The sequence below is a fragment of the Pseudomonas sp. H3_D04 genome (assembly GCF_054669175.1).
The window spans coordinates 1,069,412-1,091,516 of the sequence record NZ_CP162801.1; the positions used below are offsets into that span (position 1 = coordinate 1,069,412).

Consider the following 22,105-nt stretch of genomic DNA (forward strand, 5'->3'; position numbering starts at 1 on the left):
TAACCTTTGTCGAGCCGAACTGGCTCGACCTTTGCAATCAACTCACTCAACTGTACCTACGATCCCAGTGCAGCGGAGACCGTTTTATGCCCGTTACCCCCCATTCGCTTCTTCAGGCCGCCGCGACGGCCAAGACTCAAGTCGCCTCCGCCAATACCCCGGCGCTGGCCGCTGAGCCAGGGGGCAAGGCGTCCAGCTTCGCTGATGTTTACGCCGATCAAGCCCGGAACAAGCCTTCTGTGGTCGCCGATAAATCGGCTAAACCGGCTACCGAAAATGCCTCGAAAACCCACGGCAAACCGGATGTCAGCACTGACAAGCCTGCCGCCCCGGAACGGGCGGTTGCCGATAGCGGCAATTCCTTGCCCGCCGATAAACCGGCGCCGACCGATGACACAGCTGCCAGCGACAACCAACCCGAGACGGCTGAAACGCCGGTCGCCGATACGGCGCCTGTCGATCCGAGCCTCGACCCGGCCCTTGATCCTGCGTTGATGCAGGCAGTACAGCCGTCGGTAACCGTACCGGCCGCGCAAACAGCTGCGCCAGTTGTCACGACCGCACAGCCGCAGGCTGAAGCGCCGGTTGCCGCCGCCGTTGTTGCCGCGTCTGTGCCAGTGGAGACGGCCACTGACGGCGATTTTGATCCCGAAGCTGATCCGCTCGACGCATTGCCCGCCGTGCGCATGGCCATGGAGCAGAGCGGCCACGTATCCGCCAGCAGCCAGGCCCAGTCCAAAGCCACGGCTGCCCAGACCCAGGCTGACGGTGAGCTGACGGCGGCGCAGAACTTTGCCGCCGGCATGGCCAGCATGCTCGATGTGCAAGGCGACAAGGACAGCACCAGTCAGGGCGGCGAGAAAGCCTTCAGCGGTCTGATTGATAGCGGGCTCAAGGATTTGACGTCCGCCAGCAGCGATACCCGTGTCGATGACTTCGCCAACCGTCTGGCGGCACTGACCCAGGCGGCCACCTCGAAAACCGCCAATGCCTTGCCGGTCAACCAACCGATCGCCATGCATCAGAGCGGCTGGACCGAGGAAGTGGTCAACCGCGTCATGTACCTTTCCAGCGCCAACCTCAAGGCGGCCGACATCCAGTTGCAACCGGCTGAACTGGGGCGTCTCGATATCCGGGTGAACATGGTTCCCGACCAGCAGACCCAGGTTACCTTCATGAGCGCCCATCCAAGCGTTCGTGAAGCGCTGGACAGTCAGATGCAACGCCTGCGTGACATGTTCGCGCAACAGGGCATGGGCCAGGTCGACGTCAATGTGTCCGACCAGTCTCGTGGCTGGCAAGGCCAGGGCCAGGATCAGGCTCAGCAGGGGCAGGGCGGTCGGACCAGCGCCAATGGAGGTCGTCTTGACTCCATGGATGACGAGGTCGCAACCGCCGTCGCCGAAGTGGCGGCAACCGCTACCAGCGTGATCGGCTCCAGCGCCGTCGACTACTACGCCTGATCACATCTCTCCTGTAGGAGCGAGGCTTGCCCGCGAAGAATGATGACGCGGTATGGCTGATAAACCGCGGCGCCTGTTTCGCGGGCAGCCTCGCTCCTACAATTGATTGCCTTTCGCTGTCTCCCATACCTCCTCGACACTTCTGGCATAACACTTGCTCTTGCCTTGCCGTGCGACTGTGAAAACCCGAATAGTGACGGATTATTGGCATGGCGAAGAGCGACGCAGTAGTAAAAGAACCCGCAACCAAAGGCAAGGTCAAGCTGATCATTGCGATCGTGGTGGCCCTGTTGCTGGCGGTCGGCATGTCCGTGGGGGCGACCTGGTTCTTCATGCACAGTGCCCAGAGCAAGCCTGTCGCCGCCGAACCCGCTGTGGTCGGCAAGCAGCCAGCGATTTTCGAGCCCATGGCCCCGGCTTTCGTGGCCAACTACAACGTGAACGGTCGCCAGCGCTACATGCAGGTGAGCATCACCCTGCAAGGCCGCAATCAGGTTGATCTGGAAGCGCTCAAAGTGCACATGCCGGTGATCCGCAACAACCTGGTCATGCTGTTCTCCGGCCAGGACTTCGCCACGCTGGCGACCCCGGTTGGCCAGGAGATGTTGCGTCAGAAGGCCACGGCCAGCGTCCAGGAAGTGGCGCAGAAAGAACTCGGCAAAGTGGTTATCGAACAGCTGCTTTTTACTAATTTCGTACTGCAGTAGGAACACGACATGGCCGTGCAGGACCTGCTGTCCCAGGATGAGATCGATGCGCTGTTGCATGGCGTCGACGATGGTCTGGTACAGACCGATAACGCTGCCGAACCCGGCAGCGTCAAAAGCTACGACCTGACCAGCCAGGATCGCATCGTCCGTGGACGCATGCCGACCCTGGAAATGATCAACGAGCGTTTCGCCCGCTACACCCGCATCAGCATGTTCAACATGCTGCGCCGCTCGGCGGACGTTGCCGTCGGTGGTGTGCAGGTGATGAAGTTCGGCGAATACGTGCACTCGCTGTACGTGCCGACCAGCCTCAACCTGGTCAAGATCAAGCCGTTGCGCGGCACCGCGCTGTTCATCCTCGACGCCAAACTGGTGTTCAAGCTGGTGGACAACTTCTTCGGCGGCGACGGCCGTCACGCGAAGATCGAAGGGCGTGAATTCACCCCCACCGAGCTGCGTGTGGTGCGCATGGTGCTGGAGCAGGCCTTCGTCGATTTGAAGGAAGCCTGGCAGGCGATCATGGAAGTGAACTTCGAGTACATCAACTCGGAAGTGAACCCGGCCATGGCCAATATCGTCGGCCCGAGCGAAGCGGTGGTGGTGTCCACTTTCCACATCGAACTCGATGGGGGCGGCGGCGACCTGCACGTGACCATGCCGTACTCGATGATCGAGCCTGTGCGCGAAATGCTCGACGCCGGCTTCCAGTCGGATCTGGACGATCAGGACGAGCGCTGGGTCAACGCCCTGCGCCAGGACGTGCTGGACGTCGACGTGCCGATCGGTGCCACGGTTGCCCGTCGCCAGTTGCGTTTGCGCGACATCCTGCACATGCAGCCGGGTGACGTGATCCCGGTCGAGATGCCGGAAGAGATGATCATGCGCGCCAACGGCGTGCCGGCCTTCAAGGTCAAGATGGGCTCACATAAAGGCAACCTCGCGTTGCAGGTGATCGAGCCGATCGAGCGCCGCTGATTGGCGCTCCAACCCCCTATTAATTGGCTGCTCTTGATTGAGCAGTTGCCCGCCGAGGACAAATGATGAACGACGATATGAACGCCCAGGACGACCAGGCACTGGCTGACGAATGGGCTGCCGCCCTGGAAGAAACCGGTGATGCCGGCCAGGCCGATATCGACGCGTTGCTGGCCGCCGACGTCGGCAGCTCGTCGTCTAACCGTCTGCCGATGGAAGAGTTCGGCAGCGTGCCGAAGAACCACGACCCGGTCACCCTGGACGGTCCGAACCTCGACGTGATCCTCGACATTCCGGTGTCGATTTCCATGGAAGTGGGCAGCACCGACATCAACATCCGCAACCTGCTGCAACTCAACCAGGGTTCGGTGATCGAGCTGGACCGACTGGCCGGTGAGCCGCTGGACGTGCTGGTCAACGGCACCCTGATCGCCCACGGCGAAGTGGTTGTGGTCAACGAGAAGTTTGGCATCCGCCTGACCGACGTGATCAGCCCAAGCGAACGTATCAAGAAGCTGCGCTAAGTGAAGAGGGTACTGGGGTTTTTATTGGCGTTGCCGTTCAGCGTTCTGGCCGCCGAGCCGGTTGCGACGGCGGCGGCCGCGCCGGCAGTCAGTAGCGGTGTGGCCGGGCAACTGACGCAGTTGGTGTTCGGCTTGCTGTTGGTGCTGGGGTTGATCTTCTTCCTCGCCTGGCTGCTGCGCCGGGTCCAGCAGGCCGGGCCGGCCGGTAAGGGGCAGGTGATCGAGATTGTCGGTTCCCGTGCCTTGGGCCCCCGCGACCGTTTGATGCTGGTGCAAGTCGGCAATGAGCAGATCTTGCTTGGCCTGAGCCCCGGCACGATCACTGCACTGCATGTGCTTAAAGAGCCGATTGAAGTGCCGACCACCACCGAGAAAGCGACCCCGGAGTTTGCCCAGCATCTGTTGAAGATACTCGGCAAGGATCAGAAGGATAAGAAGTAATGGGTGCGTTACGCATCGTCTTGACGCTGGCCCTGATGCTGGTCGCGCCGCTGGCGTTCGCCGCCGATCCGTTGTCGATCCCGGCGATCACCCTGGGTACCAACGCCAATGGCGCTCAGGAATACTCGGTCAGCCTGCAAATATTGCTGATCATGACCGCGCTGAGTTTCATCCCGGCGTTCGTCATGCTGATGACCAGTTTCACCCGGATCATCATTGTGTTCTCGATCCTGCGTCAGGCCCTGGGCCTGCAGCAGACGCCGTCGAACCAGATCCTCACCGGCATGGCGCTGTTCCTGACCCTGTTTATCATGGCACCGGTGTTTGACCGGGTGAATCAGGACGCCTTGCAACCGTACCTGGCGGAGAAACTCACCGCTCAGGATGCCGTGGCCAAGGCCCAGGTGCCGATCAAGGACTTCATGCTGGCGCAGACGCGCAGCAGCGATCTCGAGCTGTTCATGCGCCTGTCCAAGCGCACCGACATCGCTTCGCCGGATCAGGCACCGCTGACCATTCTGGTGCCGGCCTTCGTCACCTCCGAGCTTAAAACCGCGTTCCAGATCGGCTTCATGATCTTCATTCCGTTCCTGATCATCGACCTGGTCGTGGCCAGTGTGCTGATGGCCATGGGGATGATGATGCTCTCGCCGCTGATCATTTCCCTGCCGTTCAAGATCATGCTGTTCGTGCTGGTGGATGGCTGGGCGTTGATCATCGGCACCCTGGCAAGCAGCTTCGGCGGTGTGTCGCCATGACGCCGGAAGTGGCGGTAGACATTTTTCGCGAAGCGCTGTGGCTGACCACCATGATGGTGGCTGTGCTGGTGATTCCGAGTCTGCTGGTGGGCCTGCTGGTGGCAATGTTCCAGGCCGCCACGCAGATCAACGAACAAACCCTGAGCTTCCTGCCGCGCTTGCTGGTCATGCTGGTCACGCTGATCGTCGCCGGCCCGTGGCTGGTGCAGACGTTCATGGAATACATCCTGCAGCTGTACGGCAATATTCCTCAGGTCATCGGCTAAACCATGCCGTCGCTGCTGCAGCTGACCGATACCCAGATCAGTACCTGGGTGGCGACGTTCATGTTGCCGCTGTTTCGCATCGGCGCCTTGCTGATGGTCATGCCGGTGTTCGGCACAACCCTGGTGCCCACTCGCGTGCGCCTGTATTTCGCCCTGGCGATCACAGTGGTGATTGCGCCGGGCCTTCCGCCGATGCCGCCGATCAATGCGCTGGATCTGAGTGCGCTGCTGCTAATCGCCGAGCAGATCCTCATCGGTGCGTTGCTGGGTTTCTCCTTGCAGCTGTTCTTCCAGGCGTTCGTGGTGGCGGGGCAGATCGTCTCCATTCAGATGGGCATGGGCTTCGCGTCGATGATCGACCCCACCAACGGCGTCTCGGTGGCGGTGATCGGGCAGTTCTTCACCATGCTGGTGACGCTGTTGTTCCTGTCCATGAATGGCCATCTGGTGGTCTTCGAAGTCCTGACCGAAAGCTTCACCACGATGCCGGTGGGCAGTGGCTTGATGGTCAATCATTTCTGGGAGCTGGCCGGTAAGCTGGGCTGGGTTCTGGGTGCTGCACTGTTGCTGGTACTGCCGGCGATCACCGCGTTGCTGGTGGTCAACATTGCGTTCGGCGTAATGACCCGGGCCGCGCCGCAACTGAACATTTTTTCCATCGGTTTCCCGCTGACCCTGGTGCTCGGGCTGTTCATCGTCTGGGTCGGGTTGGCGGACATCATCAATCAGTATCAACCGCTGGCCTCCGAGGCCTTGCAGTTGTTACGCGAACTGGCACGGGCGCGCTGAGTCATGGCTGAGAGCGAAAGCGGTCAGGACAAAACAGAAGACCCCACGGAGAAACGTAAAAAGGACTCCCGGGAAAAGGGCGAGATTGCGCGCTCCAAGGAGCTCAACACCCTGGCTGTCATGCTCGCCGGCGCTGGCGGGCTGCTGATTTTCGGTGGAGCCCTGGCGCAGGACATGATGGAGCTGATGCGCATGAACTTCACGCTGTCGCGGGAGGTGATTCTGGATCAGCGCAACATGGGCGCCTTCCTGCTGCACTCGGGGCAGATCGCCCTGCTGGCGATTCAGCCGGTGATGATCACCTTGTTGCTGGCCGCGTTGATCGGCCCGATTTCCCTCGGTGGTTGGCTGTTCGCGGCAGGCTCCCTGGCACCGAAATTCAGTCGCATGAACCCCGGTGCGGGGCTCAAGCGAATGTTCTCGGCCAAGGCGCTGGTCGAACTGCTCAAGGCCCTGGCGAAGTTTTTCATCGTGCTGTTCGTGGCGCTGGCGGTGTTGTCTGCCGACATCGACGACCTGATGCGCATTGCTCATGAGCCGTTGGACATGGCGATCATTCACAGCCTGCAAGTGGTCGGCTGGAGCACTTTGTGGATGGCTTGCGGGCTGATCATCATCGCTGCCGTCGACGTGCCGGTGCAGCTGTGGGAAAGCCACAAGAAACTGCTGATGACCAAGCAGGAAGTGCGTGACGAACACAAGGATCAGGAAGGGCGGCCGGAGGTCAAACAGCGCATTCGCCAGTTGCAGCGCGAGATGTCGCAGCGGCGGATGATGGCGGCCATCCCTGAGGCCGACGTGGTGATTACCAACCCGACTCACTACGCCGTCGCCCTCAAGTACGATCCCGACAAGGGCAGCGCGCCGGTGCTGCTGGCCAAGGGCAGTGACTTTCTGGCCTTGAAAATTCGTGAGATCGCTGTAGCCAATAATGTGCTGCTGCTCGAATCGCCGGCCCTGGCGCGTTCGATCTACTACTCCACGGAACTGGAGCAGGAAATTCCCGGTGGGTTGTACCTGGCGGTCGCTCAGGTGCTGGCCTACGTCTACCAGATCCGCCAGTACCGCGCGGGCAAGGGCAAGCGCCCGGATCCGCTCAAGGACAACTTGCCGATCCCACCGGATCTGCGGCGTGATTCCTGATCCCGTTCATCTGAAAACTCTGCAACCCTGTTAGTTCTGACAGTAGACGGTCAGCACCCGCTTGCGCTGTCATACCCGTGGGAATTCTCCCGATCAACGTCCTTGCAGTGGTGTTCTGATCATTCGACTGGAGCGCCAAGGATTGGTGTTTGCGTCTGTTCTAGAGGGAATAATCATGACCGAGCGTCTCTATCGAAAACTGCAGGGTATGGAGTTGAAGTTTGTTTCGGGTGTTCTGAAGGATAAGCCGACAGAAAGCGCTATCGGTTATTCGGTCACATTCAGAATGTCGCTGGATTTCGCGTGTTTTGTGCAGATGGCCAATGCTCATATACCTGGATATTTAAACTTTCCAAAAAATGCCATCAGGCCCTCGTTGGAAGGGTTCGCCAGCCATGACAGCTTCAAATATTTAGAAGATTCGGCCGGAAAAATCGGTAGTACAGAGGAGTTGTGCCGCCTTTTTACTGACCCAGAAAACTACAACGATCAGTGGTCCGCCGGGGTCTTGCAGCGACGCCCTCACAAACCTGAATTCTCATTTGTCGATGGGCAACTGCAAGTGGTCGCCACAGTAGATTATCGCCATTCGAAAAAACGCCCGATTCTGGTGAGTGATTTGCCGGTCATTAAATTTCAATGGGCATTAGACCTGTTGCTGGGGCACAACATGGCGGGTGATTCCCTTGCGCCGGGGACAGTCGTCATACTTGGCTATGCCTTGGAGGAGTTGGTGGAGGCGGAGGGATTGCAGATGAATAAAGGTACACGGTACATGGTTGGCAGAACGCTTGATTTCGGTGCCATCCGTGAGGCGCAGATTCTGACGGCGGGATGATTGAGCGCTGGTGTGTGATGTTTTTGTGCCTGACGACCGCTGACGTGAGCCCTTCTGTTTCGAACCTCCCTGCGCAAAAGTTGCGAAGGGAGACCTGCAGTTGGAAAACTGCAGGTGAGTAGGCTTTTATCCTGGCGTTCTAATAGAAATAAAGCACAAAGATGCCGTTGTCAGGCCGCGCAAGCACCTCTCTCAGGTTGTTCTTTCCTGTATCGATTTTCTGGATAACCTCCAGGCTTACAGCATCCAGAACCCAGATGAACGCGGAGGTAAACGTAACGACATAGAGGTGCTTACCGTCGGCGCTCACCGACACATGTCTCGGCGATTTTTCGCTCCAGGCAACATTGATGATTTTGTTGGTAGCCGTATCAATTACCGCAATTTCGCTAGCACTGATATCGGCCACATAAAGGCGAGTACTGTCCTGGTTCAGGGCCATCGAGTAGGCAGATCCAGTGATCGGTATTCTTGCGACAGTTTTTAATTTTTCAGTGTCAATGACGTCAATAGCGGTTGGATCGGAGTCCGACTCCGCGTCGCCCCCGTGGGCAAGGTACACACGCGAACCGCTGGAATTGATAGCGAGGCCAAAAGGCCACGGATTGATCGGCAGCGACAGGACAACGGACTGAGTGCTTGTATCGATTGCTTTCAAGTACCCATTGATTCCCAGTGTGTTACAGGCATAGAGACGTTCGCCGCTTGAACTCACCACCATATAAGGTGAGCCGGATTCGAGGTCGGCGCCTTTCTTGATGTCGTGAGTTTTAGTGTCGATCTCCCAAATGTAATTCGAGTAACGACTGTTGACGTAAGCATGGTCACCGTTCGGGCTTAGGCCACCTAACGTTTCGCCTCCCGTTTCAGGTGAGTAGCTATGAACGATTGTCTGAGTACGGGTATCCATTGCGCGGACATAACTGACGCTGCCATCCGGGGATTGAACGAAATACAGCCGTGAAGCATCCCGGTTGAGGGTGAGGCCGTGGATGCCCTGGACCATCTGTATATTGTCGTTCGCCCGCGTCGCCAGGGGGGCAGCGTGCGGGTAGCTTATCTGGATCTGCGCAAATGGGCCGTGGTGACGGGAGGTCACCTTTTCCAGGCGCAGGTCTGTCAGAGACCTGAGTGCAACGTGAATCTCTGCGCGTTGCTCGCATGTTTGAAATGGCTGGTTGTTGATTTTTACTCGATAGCTCAGTTCATGTCGGCCTTCGGTGAGGTCCTCGGGCTTCACATGGATCGTCAAAGGCGACCCCGCATCCGCAGTTGTGATGATGTGTCGAGCAATGACTTTGTCGTCGAGCAGTAGCTCCAGTTCGTTGTCTGAGGCTAAACACGGGTCGGCAATGGTTACGTTCACCCCATTGTAGGGAAAGAAGTCTTCGCGGGAGGCAAGCCTGATTCCGGTGTCTTTCCAGTCGAGAGTGTCGAGATTAACTTTCACCGACGGTGCAGTCAGTGGCGTGCGTGTGCTGTTCATGGGGCAATTCCTGTCGCTGCGATTGGTCTTTCATTGAAGGTCAATGCGCGGCACACGGCTACTGTCAGAACTAACAGGTACGAATGCTTTTTGGATCAGTGGTCACAAAGGTTGCGCCTGCAATCCACTACGTATTCCCCGCTCCGGCAAAAGTTGGAAGGCTTCTTGCAGTAGCCGCTCTGCGCCTGCTTCAGGCGTCAAAAGTTTGCTTTAAAGGAACGGGGAAAACCGGTGGATCGCTCTCAGTTACTCAGCACCGCACGCACAAACGTTGCCGACTTAAGTCGGGGCAACCTGGGTGTGCCGTTGTTGCTGCTGGTCATGTTGGCAATGATGATGTTGCCGATCCCGCCGTTCCTGCTGGACGTGTTTTTCACGTTCAACATCGCGTTGTCGATTGTCGTCTTGCTGGTTTGCGTCTACGCGTTGCGGCCGCTGGATTTTGCAGTGTTCCCAACCATTCTGCTGGTGGCAACGTTGTTGCGACTGGCGCTGAACGTGGCCTCCACCCGAGTGGTGATGCTCCACGGACAGGACGGTCATGCTTCCGCCGGTAAGGTGATCCAGGCCTTCGGCGAGGTGGTGATCGGCGGTAACTACGTGGTTGGTATCGTAGTTTTCGCGATCTTGATGATCATCAACTTCGTCGTGGTGACCAAGGGCGCCGGGCGGATTTCCGAGGTGAGCGCACGTTTCACCCTCGATGCGATGCCCGGCAAACAAATGGCAATCGACGCCGACTTGAACGCCGGCCTGATCGACCAGAACCAGGCCAAACTGCGCCGGATGGAAGTCGCCCAGGAAGCCGAGTTCTACGGTTCGATGGACGGTGCCAGCAAATTCGTGCGCGGTGACGCCATCGCCGGCCTGCTGATTCTGTTCATCAACCTGATCGGCGGCATGGCGGTCGGTATCTTCCAGCACGGCATGACCTTTGGTGATGCCGGCCGGGTTTACGCCTTGTTGACCATCGGTGACGGTTTGGTGGCGCAATTGCCATCACTGCTGTTGTCGACAGCGGCGGCAATCATGGTGACCCGTGCTTCCGGTTCGGAAGACATGGGCAAACAGATCAATCGCCAGATGTTCGCCTCGCCGAAAGCGTTGGCCGTGGCGGCGGGTTTGATGGCAGTGATGGGCCTGGTGCCCGGCATGCCGCACTTCTCCTTTCTCAGCATGGCGGCCCTGGCTGCGGGCGGCGCGTACCTGTTCTGGAAGAAGCAGAACGTGGTCAAGGTTCAGGCCCTGCAAGAGGTCAAGCGTCAACAGGAGCTGCTGCCATCGCCAGCTCGCGCGATGGAAACCAAGGAGCTGGGTTGGGACGACGTGACACCGATCGACATGATCGGGCTGGAAGTCGGCTATCGCCTGATTCCGCTGGTGGATCGCAATCAGGGTGGTCAGTTGTTGGCGCGGATCAAGGGCGTGCGCAAGAAGCTGTCCCAGGACCTGGGCTTCCTGATGCCGACTGTGCACATTCGTGACAACCTCGACCTGGCCCCGAGTGCTTACCGCCTGACCCTGATGGGCGTGATCCTGGCAGAAGCCGAGATTTACCCGGATCGCGAACTGGCGATCAACCCGGGGCAGGTCTACGGCACGCTCAACGGCATAACCGCCAAAGATCCGGCTTTTGGCCTGGAAGCGGTCTGGATCGAAATCAGCCAGCGTGCCCAGGCGCAATCGCTGGGTTACACCGTGGTGGACGCCAGTACGGTCGTGGCGACGCACTTGAACCAGATTCTGTACAAGCACTCCAGCGAACTGATCGGTCACGAAGAAGTCCAGCAACTCATGCAATTGCTGGCCAAAAGCTCGCCGAAGCTGGCCGAAGAGCTGGTGCCGGGTGTGGTCTCGCTGTCGCAGTTGCTCAAGGTGCTTCAAGCGTTGTTGGCCGAACAGGTGCCGGTGCGGGACATTCGCAGCATCGCCGAGGCCATCGCCAACAATGCTGCCAAGAGTCAAGATACTGCCGCTTTGGTGGCCGCGGTGCGCGTCGGCGTATCCCGCGCAATCGTCCAAAGCATTGTAGGGACTGACTCCGAGCTACCAGTTATCACGCTGGAGCCAAGGTTGGAACAGATATTGCTCAATAGTCTTCAGAAGGCAGGACAAGGCTCGGAAGAGGGTGTTCTGCTGGAGCCAAGCATGGCTGAGAAACTGCAACGTTCGTTGATCGATGCGGCGCAGCGTCAGGAAATGCAAGGTCAACCGGTGATTCTGCTGGTAGCCGGTCCGGTTCGCGCGATGCTGTCGCGATTCGGCCGACTGGCAGTGCCGGGTTTGCATGTGTTGGCTTACCAGGAAATTCCTGACAACAAGCAAGTGACCATCGTTGCGACAGTAGGGCCCAACGGCTGAGGTAGTGGTTTATGCAAGTTAAGCGTTTTTTCGCCGCCGATATGCGTCAGGCCATGAAACTGGTTCGTGATGAGCTGGGCGCTGATGCCGCCATTATTGGTAATCGCCGGATCGCCGGTGGTGTCGAGCTGACGGCTGCCCTGGATTACAAATTGTCGGCGCTGGCCCCGCGTGTTCCGAACATGGAACTCGAGGATGAGCTGCGCAAGACCCAGTCGCGGATCGTTACCGCTCAGGCCGAATTGAGCCTGCGTGGCGAAGGCGAAACCGAAGGCGAAGGCGACAAGACCACCAATCGCCAATTGTTCGCCGGCCTGCCGTTGACCGCCGCCGAGCCGCTGATCGAGCCGACGTATGCCGAACCTCGTCGCTCGGCACCAGCCCCGGCACCTGCCGCTGGCGGCGTCGATCCGCGGGCGTTCGATTCGATGCGTTTCGAACTCAACAGCCTGCGCGAATTGATGGAAGTACAACTCGGCTCCCTGGCCTGGAATCAGCTGCAAGGCAGCCGTCCAGCCCAGGCCAATCTTTGGCGTCGCTTGCAACGCATCGGCCTGTCCGGCCCGTTGTCCCGCGACTTGCTGGCGATGATTACCGACATTGACGAACCCCGTCAGGCCTGGCGCATGTTACTGGCGCACCTGGCACGGATGATTGCCACACCGGAAGTCGAACCACTGGAAGAGGGCGGCGTGATTGCCATGGTCGGCCCTGCCGGCATGGGCAAGACCACCACCCTGGCCAAGCTCGCGGCCCGCTACGTGCTCAAATACGGCGCGCAAAACATCGCGCTGGTGAGCATGGACAGCTACCGTATCGGTGCTCAGGAACAATTGAAGACCCTGGGCCGGATTCTCAACGTGTCGGTAACCCACGTCGATCCGGGCCAATCTCTGGTGCAGGCGCTGGACCCCTTGCTGCGCAAGCGCGTGGTGTTGATCGATACCGCCGGCCTCCAGGCCAGCGATCCAGCCCTGCGTATGCAGCTCGAAAGCCTGGCCGGACGGGGCATCAAGTCAAAAAATTATCTGGTTCTGGCAACCACCAGCCAGAAACAGGTTCTAACGGCCGCTTATCATAGTTACAAGCGCTGCGGGCTCGCTGGCTGCATCCTGACTAAACTGGATGAAACGGCAAGTCTGGGCGAGGTGTTGAGCCTGGCGATCAGTCATGAATTGCCGGTGGCTTACCTGACCGATGGCCCGCGTATTCCGGATGATTTGCATCTGCCGCGTCGTCATCAGTTGGTCAGTCGTGCCGTCAGCGTGCAAATGCAAGAAGAACCCAGCGAAGAAGCCATGGCTGACATGTTCGCTGATATTTACCACAGCCCGACCAAGCAGGTTGGCTGAGGTGCTAATGAACCGTTTTTGTACCTACATCGATGGTCTGCCATGCATTGTTCAGTTATTGAGCGCGCAGCCAGTAATGTGGCCTCCGTCTATGCAAGACAAGGTAAAGAAATAACATGGGCAGCATGCATCCCGTACAGGTGATCGCGGTGACCGGCGGCAAAGGTGGCGTCGGGAAGACTAACGTGTCAGTGAACTTGTCCCTGGCTCTAGCTGAGCTCGGCCGGCGCGTCATGCTGCTGGACGCCGATCTGGGGCTGGCGAACGTCGACGTCCTCTTGGGGCTGACACCCAAACGTACCCTGGCCGACGTGATCGAAGGCCGCTGTGAGCTGCGCGACGTTCTGTTGCAGGGCCCCGGCGGTATTCGCATTGTCCCGGCCGCGTCCGGCACACAGAGCATGGTTCATCTGAGCCCGGCTCAGCACGCCGGCCTGATCCAGGCCTTCAGCGATATCGGCGACAACCTCGATGTCTTGGTGATCGACACCGCTGCAGGTATTGGTGACTCGGTAGTCAGTTTCGTCCGCGCAGCGCAAGAGGTCTTGCTGGTGGTGTGCGACGAGCCGACCTCGATCACCGACGCCTACGCGCTGATCAAACTGCTGAACCGCGATTACGGCATGAACCGCTTCCGCGTCCTGGCCAACATGGCCCAGAGCCCGCAGGAAGGTCGCAACCTGTTCGCCAAGTTGACCAAGGTCACGGACCGTTTCCTTGACGTCGCCTTACAATACGTCGGCGCGGTGCCTTACGACGAAAGCGTGCGCAAGGCCGTGCAGAAACAGCGTGCCGTCTACGAAGCCTTCCCGCGTTCCAAATGCGCCCTGGCGTTCAAGGCCATCGCGCAGAAGGTTGACACCTGGCCGCTGCCTGCCAACCCGCGTGGGCACCTGGAGTTTTTCGTCGAGCGCCTCGTGCAACAGACCGCAGGACCCGTCCTATGACAGCCAGTGGCTACAACCTCTACAAGAAGTCGGCACGTGACGCGCAGTACGAGCTGATCGAGCGTTACGCGCCACTGGTCAAACGCATTGCTTACCACTTGCTGGCCCGTCTGCCGGCCAGTGTTCAGGTTGAAGACCTGATCCAGGCCGGGATGATCGGCCTGCTGGAAGTATCGACCAAATATGACGCCAGCAAAGGCGCGAGTTTCGAGACGTACGCGGGCATTCGAATCCGCGGCGCGATGCTCGATGAAGTGCGCAAGGGTGACTGGGCGCCACGCTCGGTTCACCGCAATACCCGCATGGTCAGTGACGCAATTCGCTCGATTGAAGCTAAAACCGGTCGTGACGCTAAAGATCATGAAGTTGCGGCCGAACTCCAATTGAGTCTCGACGATTATTACGGGATTTTGAACGACACCCTGGGCAGCCGGTTATTCAGTTTCGACGATCTGTTGCAGGACGGCGAACACGAAGGGCTGCACGAGGATGGCGCGAGTGCACATCTGGAGCCGTCACGCGATCTGGAAGATGAACGCTTCCAGGCCGCGCTGGCGGACGCGATTGCCAATTTGCCGGAGCGTGAGCGACTGGTGTTGGCGCTGTACTACGACGAAGAGCTGAACCTCAAGGAAATCGGTGAGGTCCTGGGGGTCAGCGAATCGCGGGTCAGCCAGTTACATAGCCAGTGCGCGGCCCGTTTGCGGGGGCGTTTGGGGGAGTGGCGAGCGCGCTGAAGGCAGTGTGGGGGCACTGCGAACGAGGCCGGTGGGGTGTTGAACTGCACCGGTCGCGATCTGTTGTGCTCCAGACAGTCATCGAGTGCATTGCCGGATTGATTGAAATGGCGCGTCCAGGTGCTGGGCGCGTTTAAGACTGCTTGGAGGTCGAATTGGACAAGAACATGAAAATCCTCATCGTTGATGACTTCTCAACGATGCGGCGGATCATAAAAAACCTGTTGCGTGACCTTGGGTTCACCAACACGGTCGAGGCCGACGATGGCACTACTGCCATTCCGGTTCTCAACAGCGGGAGCATCGACTTTCTGGTAACGGACTGGAACATGCCTGGCATGACCGGTATCGATCTGCTGCGTCACGTGCGCGCCGATGAAAAGCTCAAGCACCTGCCGGTGCTGATGGTGACCGCCGAAGCCAAGCGCGAGCAGATTATCGAAGCAGCCCAGGCCGGTGTTAACGGCTATGTGGTCAAACCCTTTACGGCCCAGGCGTTGAAAGAAAAAATCGAGAAGATTTTCGAACGCATCGGTTGATCCACTGCGCCACGGGGGAGCTATGGAGCATAACGAATCTTCACAGGGCGATTTTGAATCGACCCTGAAAAAACACGCGGTCGAACTGGTCGAAAGCCTTGAAAAGGGCAGGTTCGGCGACGCTGTGCAACTGATCCATGAGCTCAATCAGACCCGTGACCGCGGCCTGTACCAGGAAGTGGGCAAGCTCACTCGCGAGCTGCATAGCGCGATCGTCAATTTCCAGATTGACCCGAACATGCCGCAAGCCGAGGAAGTGTCGCAGATCACGGACGCCACCGAGCGCCTGGGGTATGTGGTCAAGCTGACCGAGGCTGCGGCCAACCGCACCATGGACCTGGTGGAAAACGCCACGCCGCTGGTCAATGGCCTGAGCAATGAAGCTCAGGCATTGAGCGCCGACTGGGGGCGCTTCATGCGTCGCGAAGTCGGGGCTGAAGAGTTTCGCGAACTGGCCCGGCGAGTCGACGGTTTCCTGACACGCAGCAGCGAAGACAATCGCACGGTGTCGAGCAACCTCAACGACATATTGCTGGCCCAGGATTACCAGGACCTCACCGGTCAGGTGATCAAACGCGTGACCCAATTGGTCACCGAAGTTGAAAGCAACCTGCTCAAGCTTGTGCTCATGGCCAGTCAGGTAGACCGCTTTGCGGGTATCGAACATGACCGTGAAGCGATGCTCGCTGAAAAAGATCCGCAAAAACATCTCTCTCAGGGTGAAGGTCCGCAGATTCATGCCGATAAAAGAGAAGACGTTGTGTCCGGTCAGGACGATGTGGACGATTTGTTATCCAGCCTAGGATTTTAGAGTTTTAGCATTTTAGGTTTTTTAGGTTTTTAGACCTCAGGAGCACCCCCTTAATGAGCTTCGGCGCCGATGAAGAGATCCTTCAGGATTTCCTGGTTGAGGCCGGCGAGATTCTAGAGCAACTGTCCGAACAGCTGGTCGAGCTTGAAAGCCGACCGGATGATGCGGACTTGCTCAATGCAATTTTTCGCGGTTTTCACACTGTAAAAGGGGGCGCCGGCTTCCTCCAGCTCAACGAGCTGGTGGAGTGCTGTCACATCGCCGAGAACGTGTTCGACATCCTGCGCAAGGGTGAACGTCGCGTCGACTCGGAACTGATGGACGTGGTTCTCGAAGCGCTGGATGCGGTGAACAGCATGTTCACCGAGGTCCGCGAACGCAGCCCGATTACGGCTGCCACGCCTGAATTGCTCGCGGCACTGGCCCGTCTGGCCGAGCCGCAAACGGCTGATGAGTCTGCACCGGTTGCTGAAGTGGTCGAAGCACCTGCTGCTGAAGAGTCGGGCGACATCACTGATAACGAATTCGAGCAATTGCTGGACTCGCTGAACGCCGTCAAGGCTCAAGCCGAAGCGCCGGCGGTTGCTCCAGTGGCGGCTGCCGATTCGGCGGCCGGCGACGAAATCACCGATGCCGAGTTCGAGTCGTTGCTCGATCAACTGCATGGCAAAGGCCAGTTCGCCGTCGACGCGGTGGCACCGCCCACTGCACCGGCTGCTCCGAAAGCGGCCGGCGACAGCTCTGATATTACTGACGACGAATTCGAAGCACTGCTCGACCAGTTGCACGGCAAGGGCAACTTTGCGGTGGACGCGCTGGAGTCGGCCATTGCCGCCGTACCCGCCTCGGCTGCGCCAACCGCGAAAGCGGCCGGTGGTGATCTGATCTCCGATCACGAGTTCGAATCGCTGCTCGACGAATTGCATGGCAAAGGCAAATTCACTGAAGTCGGCACAGGTGCTGCGGTGGCTGCTCCAGCCGCCAAGGCTGCTGCACCGAAATCGGTTGCCAAGGCGCCCGAGCCGAAAGCCGAAGCGCCGAAACCGGCGGCTGCCGCTGCACCGGCTCCAGCCCGCGCACCGTCCGCGCCGCCACCGGAAAAACCGGCCAGTGAAGCCGAGACCACCGTGCGGGTTGATACCGCGCGTCTCGACGAAATCATGAACATGGTCGGCGAACTGGTATTGGTGCGTAACCGCTTGGTCCGTCTGGGCCTCAACAGCGGCGACGAAGCCATGTCCAAGGCTGTGTCGAACCTCGACGTGGTCACGGCCGACCTGCAGACCGCGGTCATGAAGACCCGGATGCAACCGATCAAGAAAGTTTTCGGGCGCTTCCCGCGCCTCGTTCGCGACCTGGCTCGCCAGCTCAAGAAAGAGATCAACCTGGAGCTGGTCGGCGAAGAAACCGACCTCGACAAGAACCTCGTCGAGGCCCTGGCCGACCCGCTGGTCCACTTGGTGCGCAACTCGGTCGACCACGGCATTGAAGAGCCGGCCGAGCGCGAAGCGATGGGCAAACCTCGCAGCGGCAAGGTGATCCTGTCCGCAGAACAGGAAGGCGACCACATCCTGCTGTCCATCTCCGATGACGGCAAGGGCATGGACGCCGATGTTCTGCGCGGCATTGCCGTGAAGAAAGGGCTGATGGACAAGGATGCCGCGGATCGCCTCAGCGAGTCCGACTGCTTCAACCTGATCTTTGCGCCGGGTTTTTCGACCAAGACCGAAATTTCCGATGTCTCCGGACGCGGCGTGGGCATGGACGTGGTGAAAACCAAAATCGCCCAGCTCAACGGCACCATCAATATTTATTCGACCAAGGGCAAAGGCTCGAAGATCGTCATCAAGGTCCCGTTGACCCTGGCGATCATGCCGACGCTGATGGTCATGCTCGGCAACCAGGCGTTCGCGTTCCCGCTGGTGAACGTCAACGAAATCTTCCACCTCGACCTGTCGCGCACCAACGTGGTGGACGGCCAGGAAGTGGTGATCGTGCGGGACAAGGCACTGCCATTGTTCTACCTCAAGCGCTGGCTGGTCAGCTCCGCCGCTCACGAAGAGCAGCGCGAAGGCCACGTGGTGATCCTTTCGGTGGGTACTCAGCGGATCGGCTTCGTCGTCGACCAGCTGGTGGGCCAGGAAGAAGTGGTCATCAAGCCATTGGGCAAAATGCTCCAGGGAACCCCGGGCATGTCGGGCGCCACCATTACCGGTGACGGTCGCATCGCGCTGATTCTCGATGTTCCGAGCATGCTCAAGCGTTACGCCGCACGGCGTATTTGATTCTGGTGGAGCGGGGCGACTAAGCCTCGCTCCGTCCTAACGGAGTGTTTATGGCAGTCAAAGTCCTGGTGGTGGACGATTCGGGGTTTTTCCGCCGCCGCGTCTCGGAAATTCTTTCAGCGGATCCGAATATCCAGGTCGTCGGTACGGCGACCAACGGAAAAGAGGCGATCGATCAGGCGCTGGCCCTCAAGCCAGACGTGATCACCATGGACTACGAGATGCCGATGATGGATGGCATCACGGCAGTGCGGCACATCATGCAGCGTTGCCCAACCCCGGTGTTGATGTTCTCCTCGCTGACCCACGAAGGCGCTCGGGTAACCCTCGACGCGCTGGACGCCGGCGCGGTGGATTTCCTGCCGAAGAATTTCGAAGACATCTCCCGTAACCCGGAGAAGGTCAAGCAACTGCTGTGCGAGAAAATTCTCAGCATCTCGCGCAGTAACCGTCGTGCCAGCACCTACAGCGCACCGGCCCCGGTCGCCGCGCCAGCCCCGACGCCTGCGCCTTCGAGCGTCAGCAGTTACGGCAGCAGCACGCCTGCGCGTCCGGCTCCGGCACCGATTCCGGCGCGTAGCTACGCCCCGGCATCGTCCCCGGCATCGTCCGGGCAGTCGTCGCCTGCACCAAAACGCAAAGCCTACAAACTGGTGGCTATCGGTACGTCCACGGGCGGTCCGGTTGCCCTGCAACGGGTGTTGACCCAGTTGCCGGCCAACTTCCCGGCGCCGATCGTGTTGATCCAGCACATGCCGGCCGCCTTCACCAAGGCCTTCGCCGAACGTCTGGACAAGCTCTGCCGCATCAGCGTCAAGGAAGCGGAGGATGGCGACATTCTGCGTCCGGGCCTGGCGCTGCTGGCGCCGGGCGGCAAGCAAATGATGATCGACGGCCGTGGCGCGGTGAAAATCCTGCCGGGCGACGAGCGTCTGAACTACAAACCGTGCGTGGACATCACCTTCGGTTCGGCTGCCAAGTCCTACGGCGACAAAGTTCTGGCGGTCGTACTGACCGGCATGGGTGCCGACGGTCGTGAAGGCGCGCGCCTGCTCAAGCAGGGCGGCAGCGCGATCTGGGCTCAGGATGAAGCCAGCTGCGTGATCTACGGCATGCCGATGGCCATCGTCAAAGCCGACCTCGCCGACGCGATCTACGGTCTGGACGATATTGGCAGGCACTTGGTCGAGGCGTGTATCTGATGGATGTTTTAAGCCTTATCGGGATCATCTTGGCGTTTGTCGCCATCATTGGCGGCAACTACCTTGAAGGCGGTCATCTCGGCGCATTGGCCAACGGCCCGGCGGCGCTGATCGTACTCGGTGGGACTATCGGCGCGGCATTGCTGCAATCACCGATGAGCGCCTTCAAGCGTGCCATGCAAATCATTGGCTGGATTCTGTTTCCGCCTCGCGTTGACCTGGCCGGTGGCGTCGACCGCGTCGTCAACTGGAGCCTGACCGCGCGCAAGGAAGGCCTGCTCGGTCTGGAAGGGGTGGCCGATGCCGAACCTGACAGTTACTCGCGCAAAGGTCTGCAACTGCTGGTCGACGGCGCCGAGCCGGAAGCGATTCGCAGCATTCTGGAAGTGGATTTCTACACCCAGGAAGCCCGCGACATCGAAGCGGCCAAAGTCTTTGAAAGCATGGGCGGCTACGCGCCGACCATCGGCATCATCGGTGCGGTGATGGGCCTGATCCATGTCATGGGCAACCTGGCCGATCCGACGCAACTGGGCAGCGGCATCGCCGTCGCCTTCGTCGCCACCATCTACGGTGTGGCCAGTGCCAACCTGGTGTTGCTGCCGATTGCCGCCAAGCTCAAGTCCGTTGCCTTGCGCCAGTCGCGTTATCGCGAAATGTTGCTGGAAGGAATCCTGTCGATCGCCGAAGGTGAAAACCCTCGCTCTATTGAGTTGAAGCTTCAGGGCTTCATGGATTGATGGGAGTAACGGACTATGGCTCGTCGTCGGCAACCTGAAGAACACGTCAATCACGAACGCTGGCTCGTTTCCTACGCCGACTTCATCACGTTGCTGTTCGCATTCTTCGTGGTCATGTACTCGATCTCGTCGATCAACGAGGGCAAGTACAAAGTCATTTCCGAGGCGCTGATCGGGGTGTTTACCGACAGCGATCGCGCCCTCAAGCCGATCCCGATCGGTGAAGAGCGGCCGAAGACCGTGACCCCGGCCAAGCCCCTGGTCAAGGACAGCGAGCAGGTCGATGCCGGCGTGGCCGGTGCCAGTGATCCATTGAAAAGCATTGCCGATGACATCAGCGCGGCATTCGGCGACTTGATCAAGTCCAATCAGATGACCGTGCGCGGCAACGAGCTGTGGGTCGAGATCGAACTCAATTCCAGCCTGTTGTTCGGCAGCGGCGATGCGATGCCCAGTGACATGGCGTTCAACATCATCGACAAGGTGGCCGCAATCCTCAAGCCGTTCGACAACCCGATCCACGTCGAAGGCTTCACCGACGATCAGCCGATCCGCACCGCGCAATACCCGACCAACTGGGAGCTGTCTTCGGCCCGTTCGGCGAGCATCGTGCGCATGCTGGCGATGCAGGGCGTAAACCCTGGCCGCCTGGCGTCGGTGGGTTACGGCGAGTTCCAGCCGGTGGCCAACAACGCCACCGCTGAGGGCAGGGCGCGTAACCGTCGCGTGGTGCTGGTCGTGTCGCGAAATCTTGATGTACGTCGCAGCCTCACCGGCACCGGGACCGCCCATGCGCAACCGGATGCCGCGTTGAAGCGTGCTGGCACACAAACTGCACCGACCCCGGTCAAGTCGCCGGTACGAGAGAGCGCCGTCAATTCTCCGTCACCTGCATTAACACGTTGAGCTATTTCTCGGTCGAGCATATCGACCGGGAGGAACAATCCGAATGAGAGTCTGGGCCGTTGCCAATCAAAAGGGTGGTGTTGGTAAAACCACTTCCTCTATCGCTTTAGCCGGCTTGCTGGCCGAGGCGGGCAAGCGCGTGGTCGTGGTCGATCTCGATCCGCACGGCTCGATGACCAGCTACTTCGGCTACGATCCCGACAGCCTGGAGCACAGCAGCTACGACCTGTTCCTGCACAAGGGCAGCGTGCCGCAAGGCTTGCCCGGGCAGTTGCTGTTGCCGACCAGCGACGAACGCATTTCGTTGTTGCCGTCGAGCACCGCTCTGGCCACGCTTGAACGTCAGTCGCCGGGCCAGAGTGGTTTGGGCCTGGTGATTGCCAAGAGCCTGGCGCAACTGTGGCAGGACTTCGATTACGCCGTGATCGACAGCCCGCCGTTGCTCGGCGTACTGATGGTCAATGCCTTGGCGGCGAGCCAGCAATTAGTGATTCCGGTGCAGACCGAGCACCTGGCCGTCAAAGGTCTGGAGCGCATGGTCAATACACTGGCGATGATCAACCGCTCACGCAAAGTGGCCTTGCCGTTCTCCATCATTCCAACCTTGTTCGACCGCCGCACCCAAGCGTCCCTCGGGACCCTTCGCGTGCTGCGCGACAAATACCCGGAAGAAATCTGGCAAGGCTACATCCCGATCGACACGCGACTGCGGGATGCGAGCCGGGCCGGGCTGACGCCTTCGCAATTCGACGGCAAGAGCCGTGGGGTTCTCGCTTATCGCGCCTTGCTCAAGCATTTGCTGGCGGCACAACTTGTCCCGCAGGTGGCCTGA

Annotated in this window: 22 protein-coding genes; 21 read left to right on the plus strand and 1 reads right to left on the minus strand. The window is 59.4% G+C overall.

The window, feature by feature from the left end:
• The first annotated feature begins 86 nt into the window (after positions 1 to 86).
• The 10 genes from AB4N91_RS05125 (at position 87) to AB4N91_RS05170 (ending at position 7,907) form a co-directional block, all read left to right on the plus strand.
• Positions 87 to 1,463 (plus strand): flagellar hook-length control protein FliK, encoded by a 1,377-nt coding sequence (locus AB4N91_RS05125; protein WP_460112154.1) that lies wholly within the window; start codon positions 87 to 89, stop codon positions 1,461 to 1,463.
• A 209-nt stretch (positions 1,464 to 1,672) separates the two neighbouring features.
• On the plus strand, positions 1,673 to 2,170 hold the full coding sequence (gene fliL, locus AB4N91_RS05130) for a flagellar basal body-associated protein FliL (RefSeq protein WP_010456951.1): 498 nt from the start codon (positions 1,673 to 1,675) through the stop codon (positions 2,168 to 2,170).
• A gap of 9 nt (positions 2,171 to 2,179) precedes the next feature.
• Entirely contained in the window at positions 2,180 to 3,148 is a 969-nt protein-coding gene (gene fliM, locus AB4N91_RS05135; RefSeq protein WP_010456950.1) for a flagellar motor switch protein FliM, read from the plus strand.
• A 65-nt stretch (positions 3,149 to 3,213) separates the two neighbouring features.
• Positions 3,214 to 3,672 carry a flagellar motor switch protein FliN gene (gene fliN / locus AB4N91_RS05140; RefSeq protein ID WP_042933032.1) on the plus strand — a complete coding sequence of 153 codons (459 nt, stop codon included), beginning with the start codon at positions 3,214 to 3,216 and terminating at the stop codon, positions 3,670 to 3,672.
• Positions 3,673 to 4,113, plus strand: a complete 441-nt coding sequence (gene fliO, locus AB4N91_RS05145) for a flagellar biosynthetic protein FliO (RefSeq protein ID WP_010456948.1) — start codon at positions 3,673 to 3,675, stop codon at positions 4,111 to 4,113.
• Complete coding sequence (gene fliP / locus AB4N91_RS05150; RefSeq protein ID WP_010456947.1) at positions 4,113 to 4,871, plus strand: flagellar type III secretion system pore protein FliP; 759 nt, start codon at positions 4,113 to 4,115, stop codon at positions 4,869 to 4,871. Before fliO ends, fliP begins: the two co-directional genes overlap by 1 nt.
• A complete protein-coding gene (gene fliQ / locus AB4N91_RS05155) occupies positions 4,868 to 5,137 on the plus strand; it encodes a flagellar biosynthesis protein FliQ (RefSeq protein ID WP_010456946.1) in 270 nt (89 codons plus the stop codon). Before fliP ends, fliQ begins: the two co-directional genes overlap by 4 nt.
• A 3-nt stretch (positions 5,138 to 5,140) precedes the next feature.
• A complete protein-coding gene (fliR, locus tag AB4N91_RS05160; RefSeq protein WP_077748632.1) occupies positions 5,141 to 5,926 on the plus strand; it encodes a flagellar biosynthetic protein FliR in 786 nt (261 codons plus the stop codon).
• Positions 5,927 to 5,929: 3 nt separating this feature from the next.
• Entirely contained in the window at positions 5,930 to 7,069 is a 1,140-nt protein-coding gene (gene flhB / locus AB4N91_RS05165) for a flagellar biosynthesis protein FlhB (RefSeq protein WP_083375988.1), read from the plus strand.
• 175 nt (positions 7,070 to 7,244) lie between these two features.
• Entirely contained in the window at positions 7,245 to 7,907 is a 663-nt protein-coding gene (locus tag AB4N91_RS05170) for a hypothetical protein (RefSeq protein WP_460112155.1), read from the plus strand.
• Between the two features lie 139 nt (positions 7,908 to 8,046).
• On the opposite strand, the gene AB4N91_RS05175 is transcribed toward AB4N91_RS05170, so the two are convergent.
• Positions 8,047 to 9,393 carry a YncE family protein gene (locus AB4N91_RS05175; RefSeq protein WP_145305770.1) on the minus strand — a complete coding sequence of 449 codons (1,347 nt, stop codon included), beginning with the start codon at positions 9,391 to 9,393 and terminating at the stop codon, positions 8,047 to 8,049.
• Positions 9,394 to 9,624: 231 nt separating this feature from the next.
• Here AB4N91_RS05175 and flhA point away from each other — a divergent pair, with 231 nt between their 5' ends.
• The 11 genes from flhA to AB4N91_RS05230 all read left to right on the plus strand — a co-directional run bounded on the left by flhA (position 9,625) and on the right by AB4N91_RS05230 (position 22,105).
• Complete coding sequence (gene flhA / locus AB4N91_RS05180) at positions 9,625 to 11,754, plus strand: flagellar biosynthesis protein FlhA (RefSeq protein ID WP_010456941.1); 2,130 nt, start codon at positions 9,625 to 9,627, stop codon at positions 11,752 to 11,754.
• An 11-nt stretch (positions 11,755 to 11,765) separates the two neighbouring features.
• The gene (gene flhF, locus AB4N91_RS05185) at positions 11,766 to 13,106 is read left to right on the plus strand and encodes a flagellar biosynthesis protein FlhF (protein WP_460112156.1); all 1,341 of its coding nucleotides are present in this window, start codon (positions 11,766 to 11,768) and stop codon (positions 13,104 to 13,106) included.
• Positions 13,107 to 13,222: 116 nt separating this feature from the next.
• Positions 13,223 to 14,053, plus strand: a complete 831-nt coding sequence (fleN, locus tag AB4N91_RS05190) for a flagellar synthesis regulator FleN (RefSeq protein WP_003222917.1) — start codon at positions 13,223 to 13,225, stop codon at positions 14,051 to 14,053.
• A complete protein-coding gene (gene fliA, locus AB4N91_RS05195; protein WP_007894214.1) occupies positions 14,050 to 14,790 on the plus strand; it encodes an RNA polymerase sigma factor FliA in 741 nt (246 codons plus the stop codon). The genes fleN and fliA overlap by 4 nt, the downstream gene beginning before the upstream one ends.
• Before the next feature lie 167 nt (positions 14,791 to 14,957).
• A complete protein-coding gene (locus AB4N91_RS05200; RefSeq protein ID WP_003183998.1) occupies positions 14,958 to 15,329 on the plus strand; it encodes a chemotaxis response regulator CheY in 372 nt (123 codons plus the stop codon).
• Between the two features lie 22 nt (positions 15,330 to 15,351).
• A complete protein-coding gene (locus AB4N91_RS05205) occupies positions 15,352 to 16,140 on the plus strand; it encodes a protein phosphatase CheZ (RefSeq protein ID WP_460112157.1) in 789 nt (262 codons plus the stop codon).
• Positions 16,141 to 16,193: 53 nt separating this feature from the next.
• A complete protein-coding gene (locus tag AB4N91_RS05210) occupies positions 16,194 to 18,425 on the plus strand; it encodes a chemotaxis protein CheA (RefSeq protein ID WP_200666791.1) in 2,232 nt (743 codons plus the stop codon).
• A 50-nt stretch (positions 18,426 to 18,475) separates the two neighbouring features.
• Positions 18,476 to 19,627 carry a protein-glutamate methylesterase/protein-glutamine glutaminase gene (locus AB4N91_RS05215; protein ID WP_010456936.1) on the plus strand — a complete coding sequence of 384 codons (1,152 nt, stop codon included), beginning with the start codon at positions 18,476 to 18,478 and terminating at the stop codon, positions 19,625 to 19,627.
• The gene (locus tag AB4N91_RS05220; protein WP_010456935.1) at positions 19,627 to 20,367 is read left to right on the plus strand and encodes a flagellar motor protein; all 741 of its coding nucleotides are present in this window, start codon (positions 19,627 to 19,629) and stop codon (positions 20,365 to 20,367) included. The genes AB4N91_RS05215 and AB4N91_RS05220 overlap by 1 nt, the downstream gene beginning before the upstream one ends.
• A 15-nt stretch (positions 20,368 to 20,382) precedes the next feature.
• Positions 20,383 to 21,273 carry a flagellar motor protein MotD gene (gene motD, locus AB4N91_RS05225; protein WP_010456934.1) on the plus strand — a complete coding sequence of 297 codons (891 nt, stop codon included), beginning with the start codon at positions 20,383 to 20,385 and terminating at the stop codon, positions 21,271 to 21,273.
• Between the two features lie 43 nt (positions 21,274 to 21,316).
• Positions 21,317 to 22,105, plus strand: a complete 789-nt coding sequence (locus tag AB4N91_RS05230; RefSeq protein ID WP_010456932.1) for a ParA family protein — start codon at positions 21,317 to 21,319, stop codon at positions 22,103 to 22,105.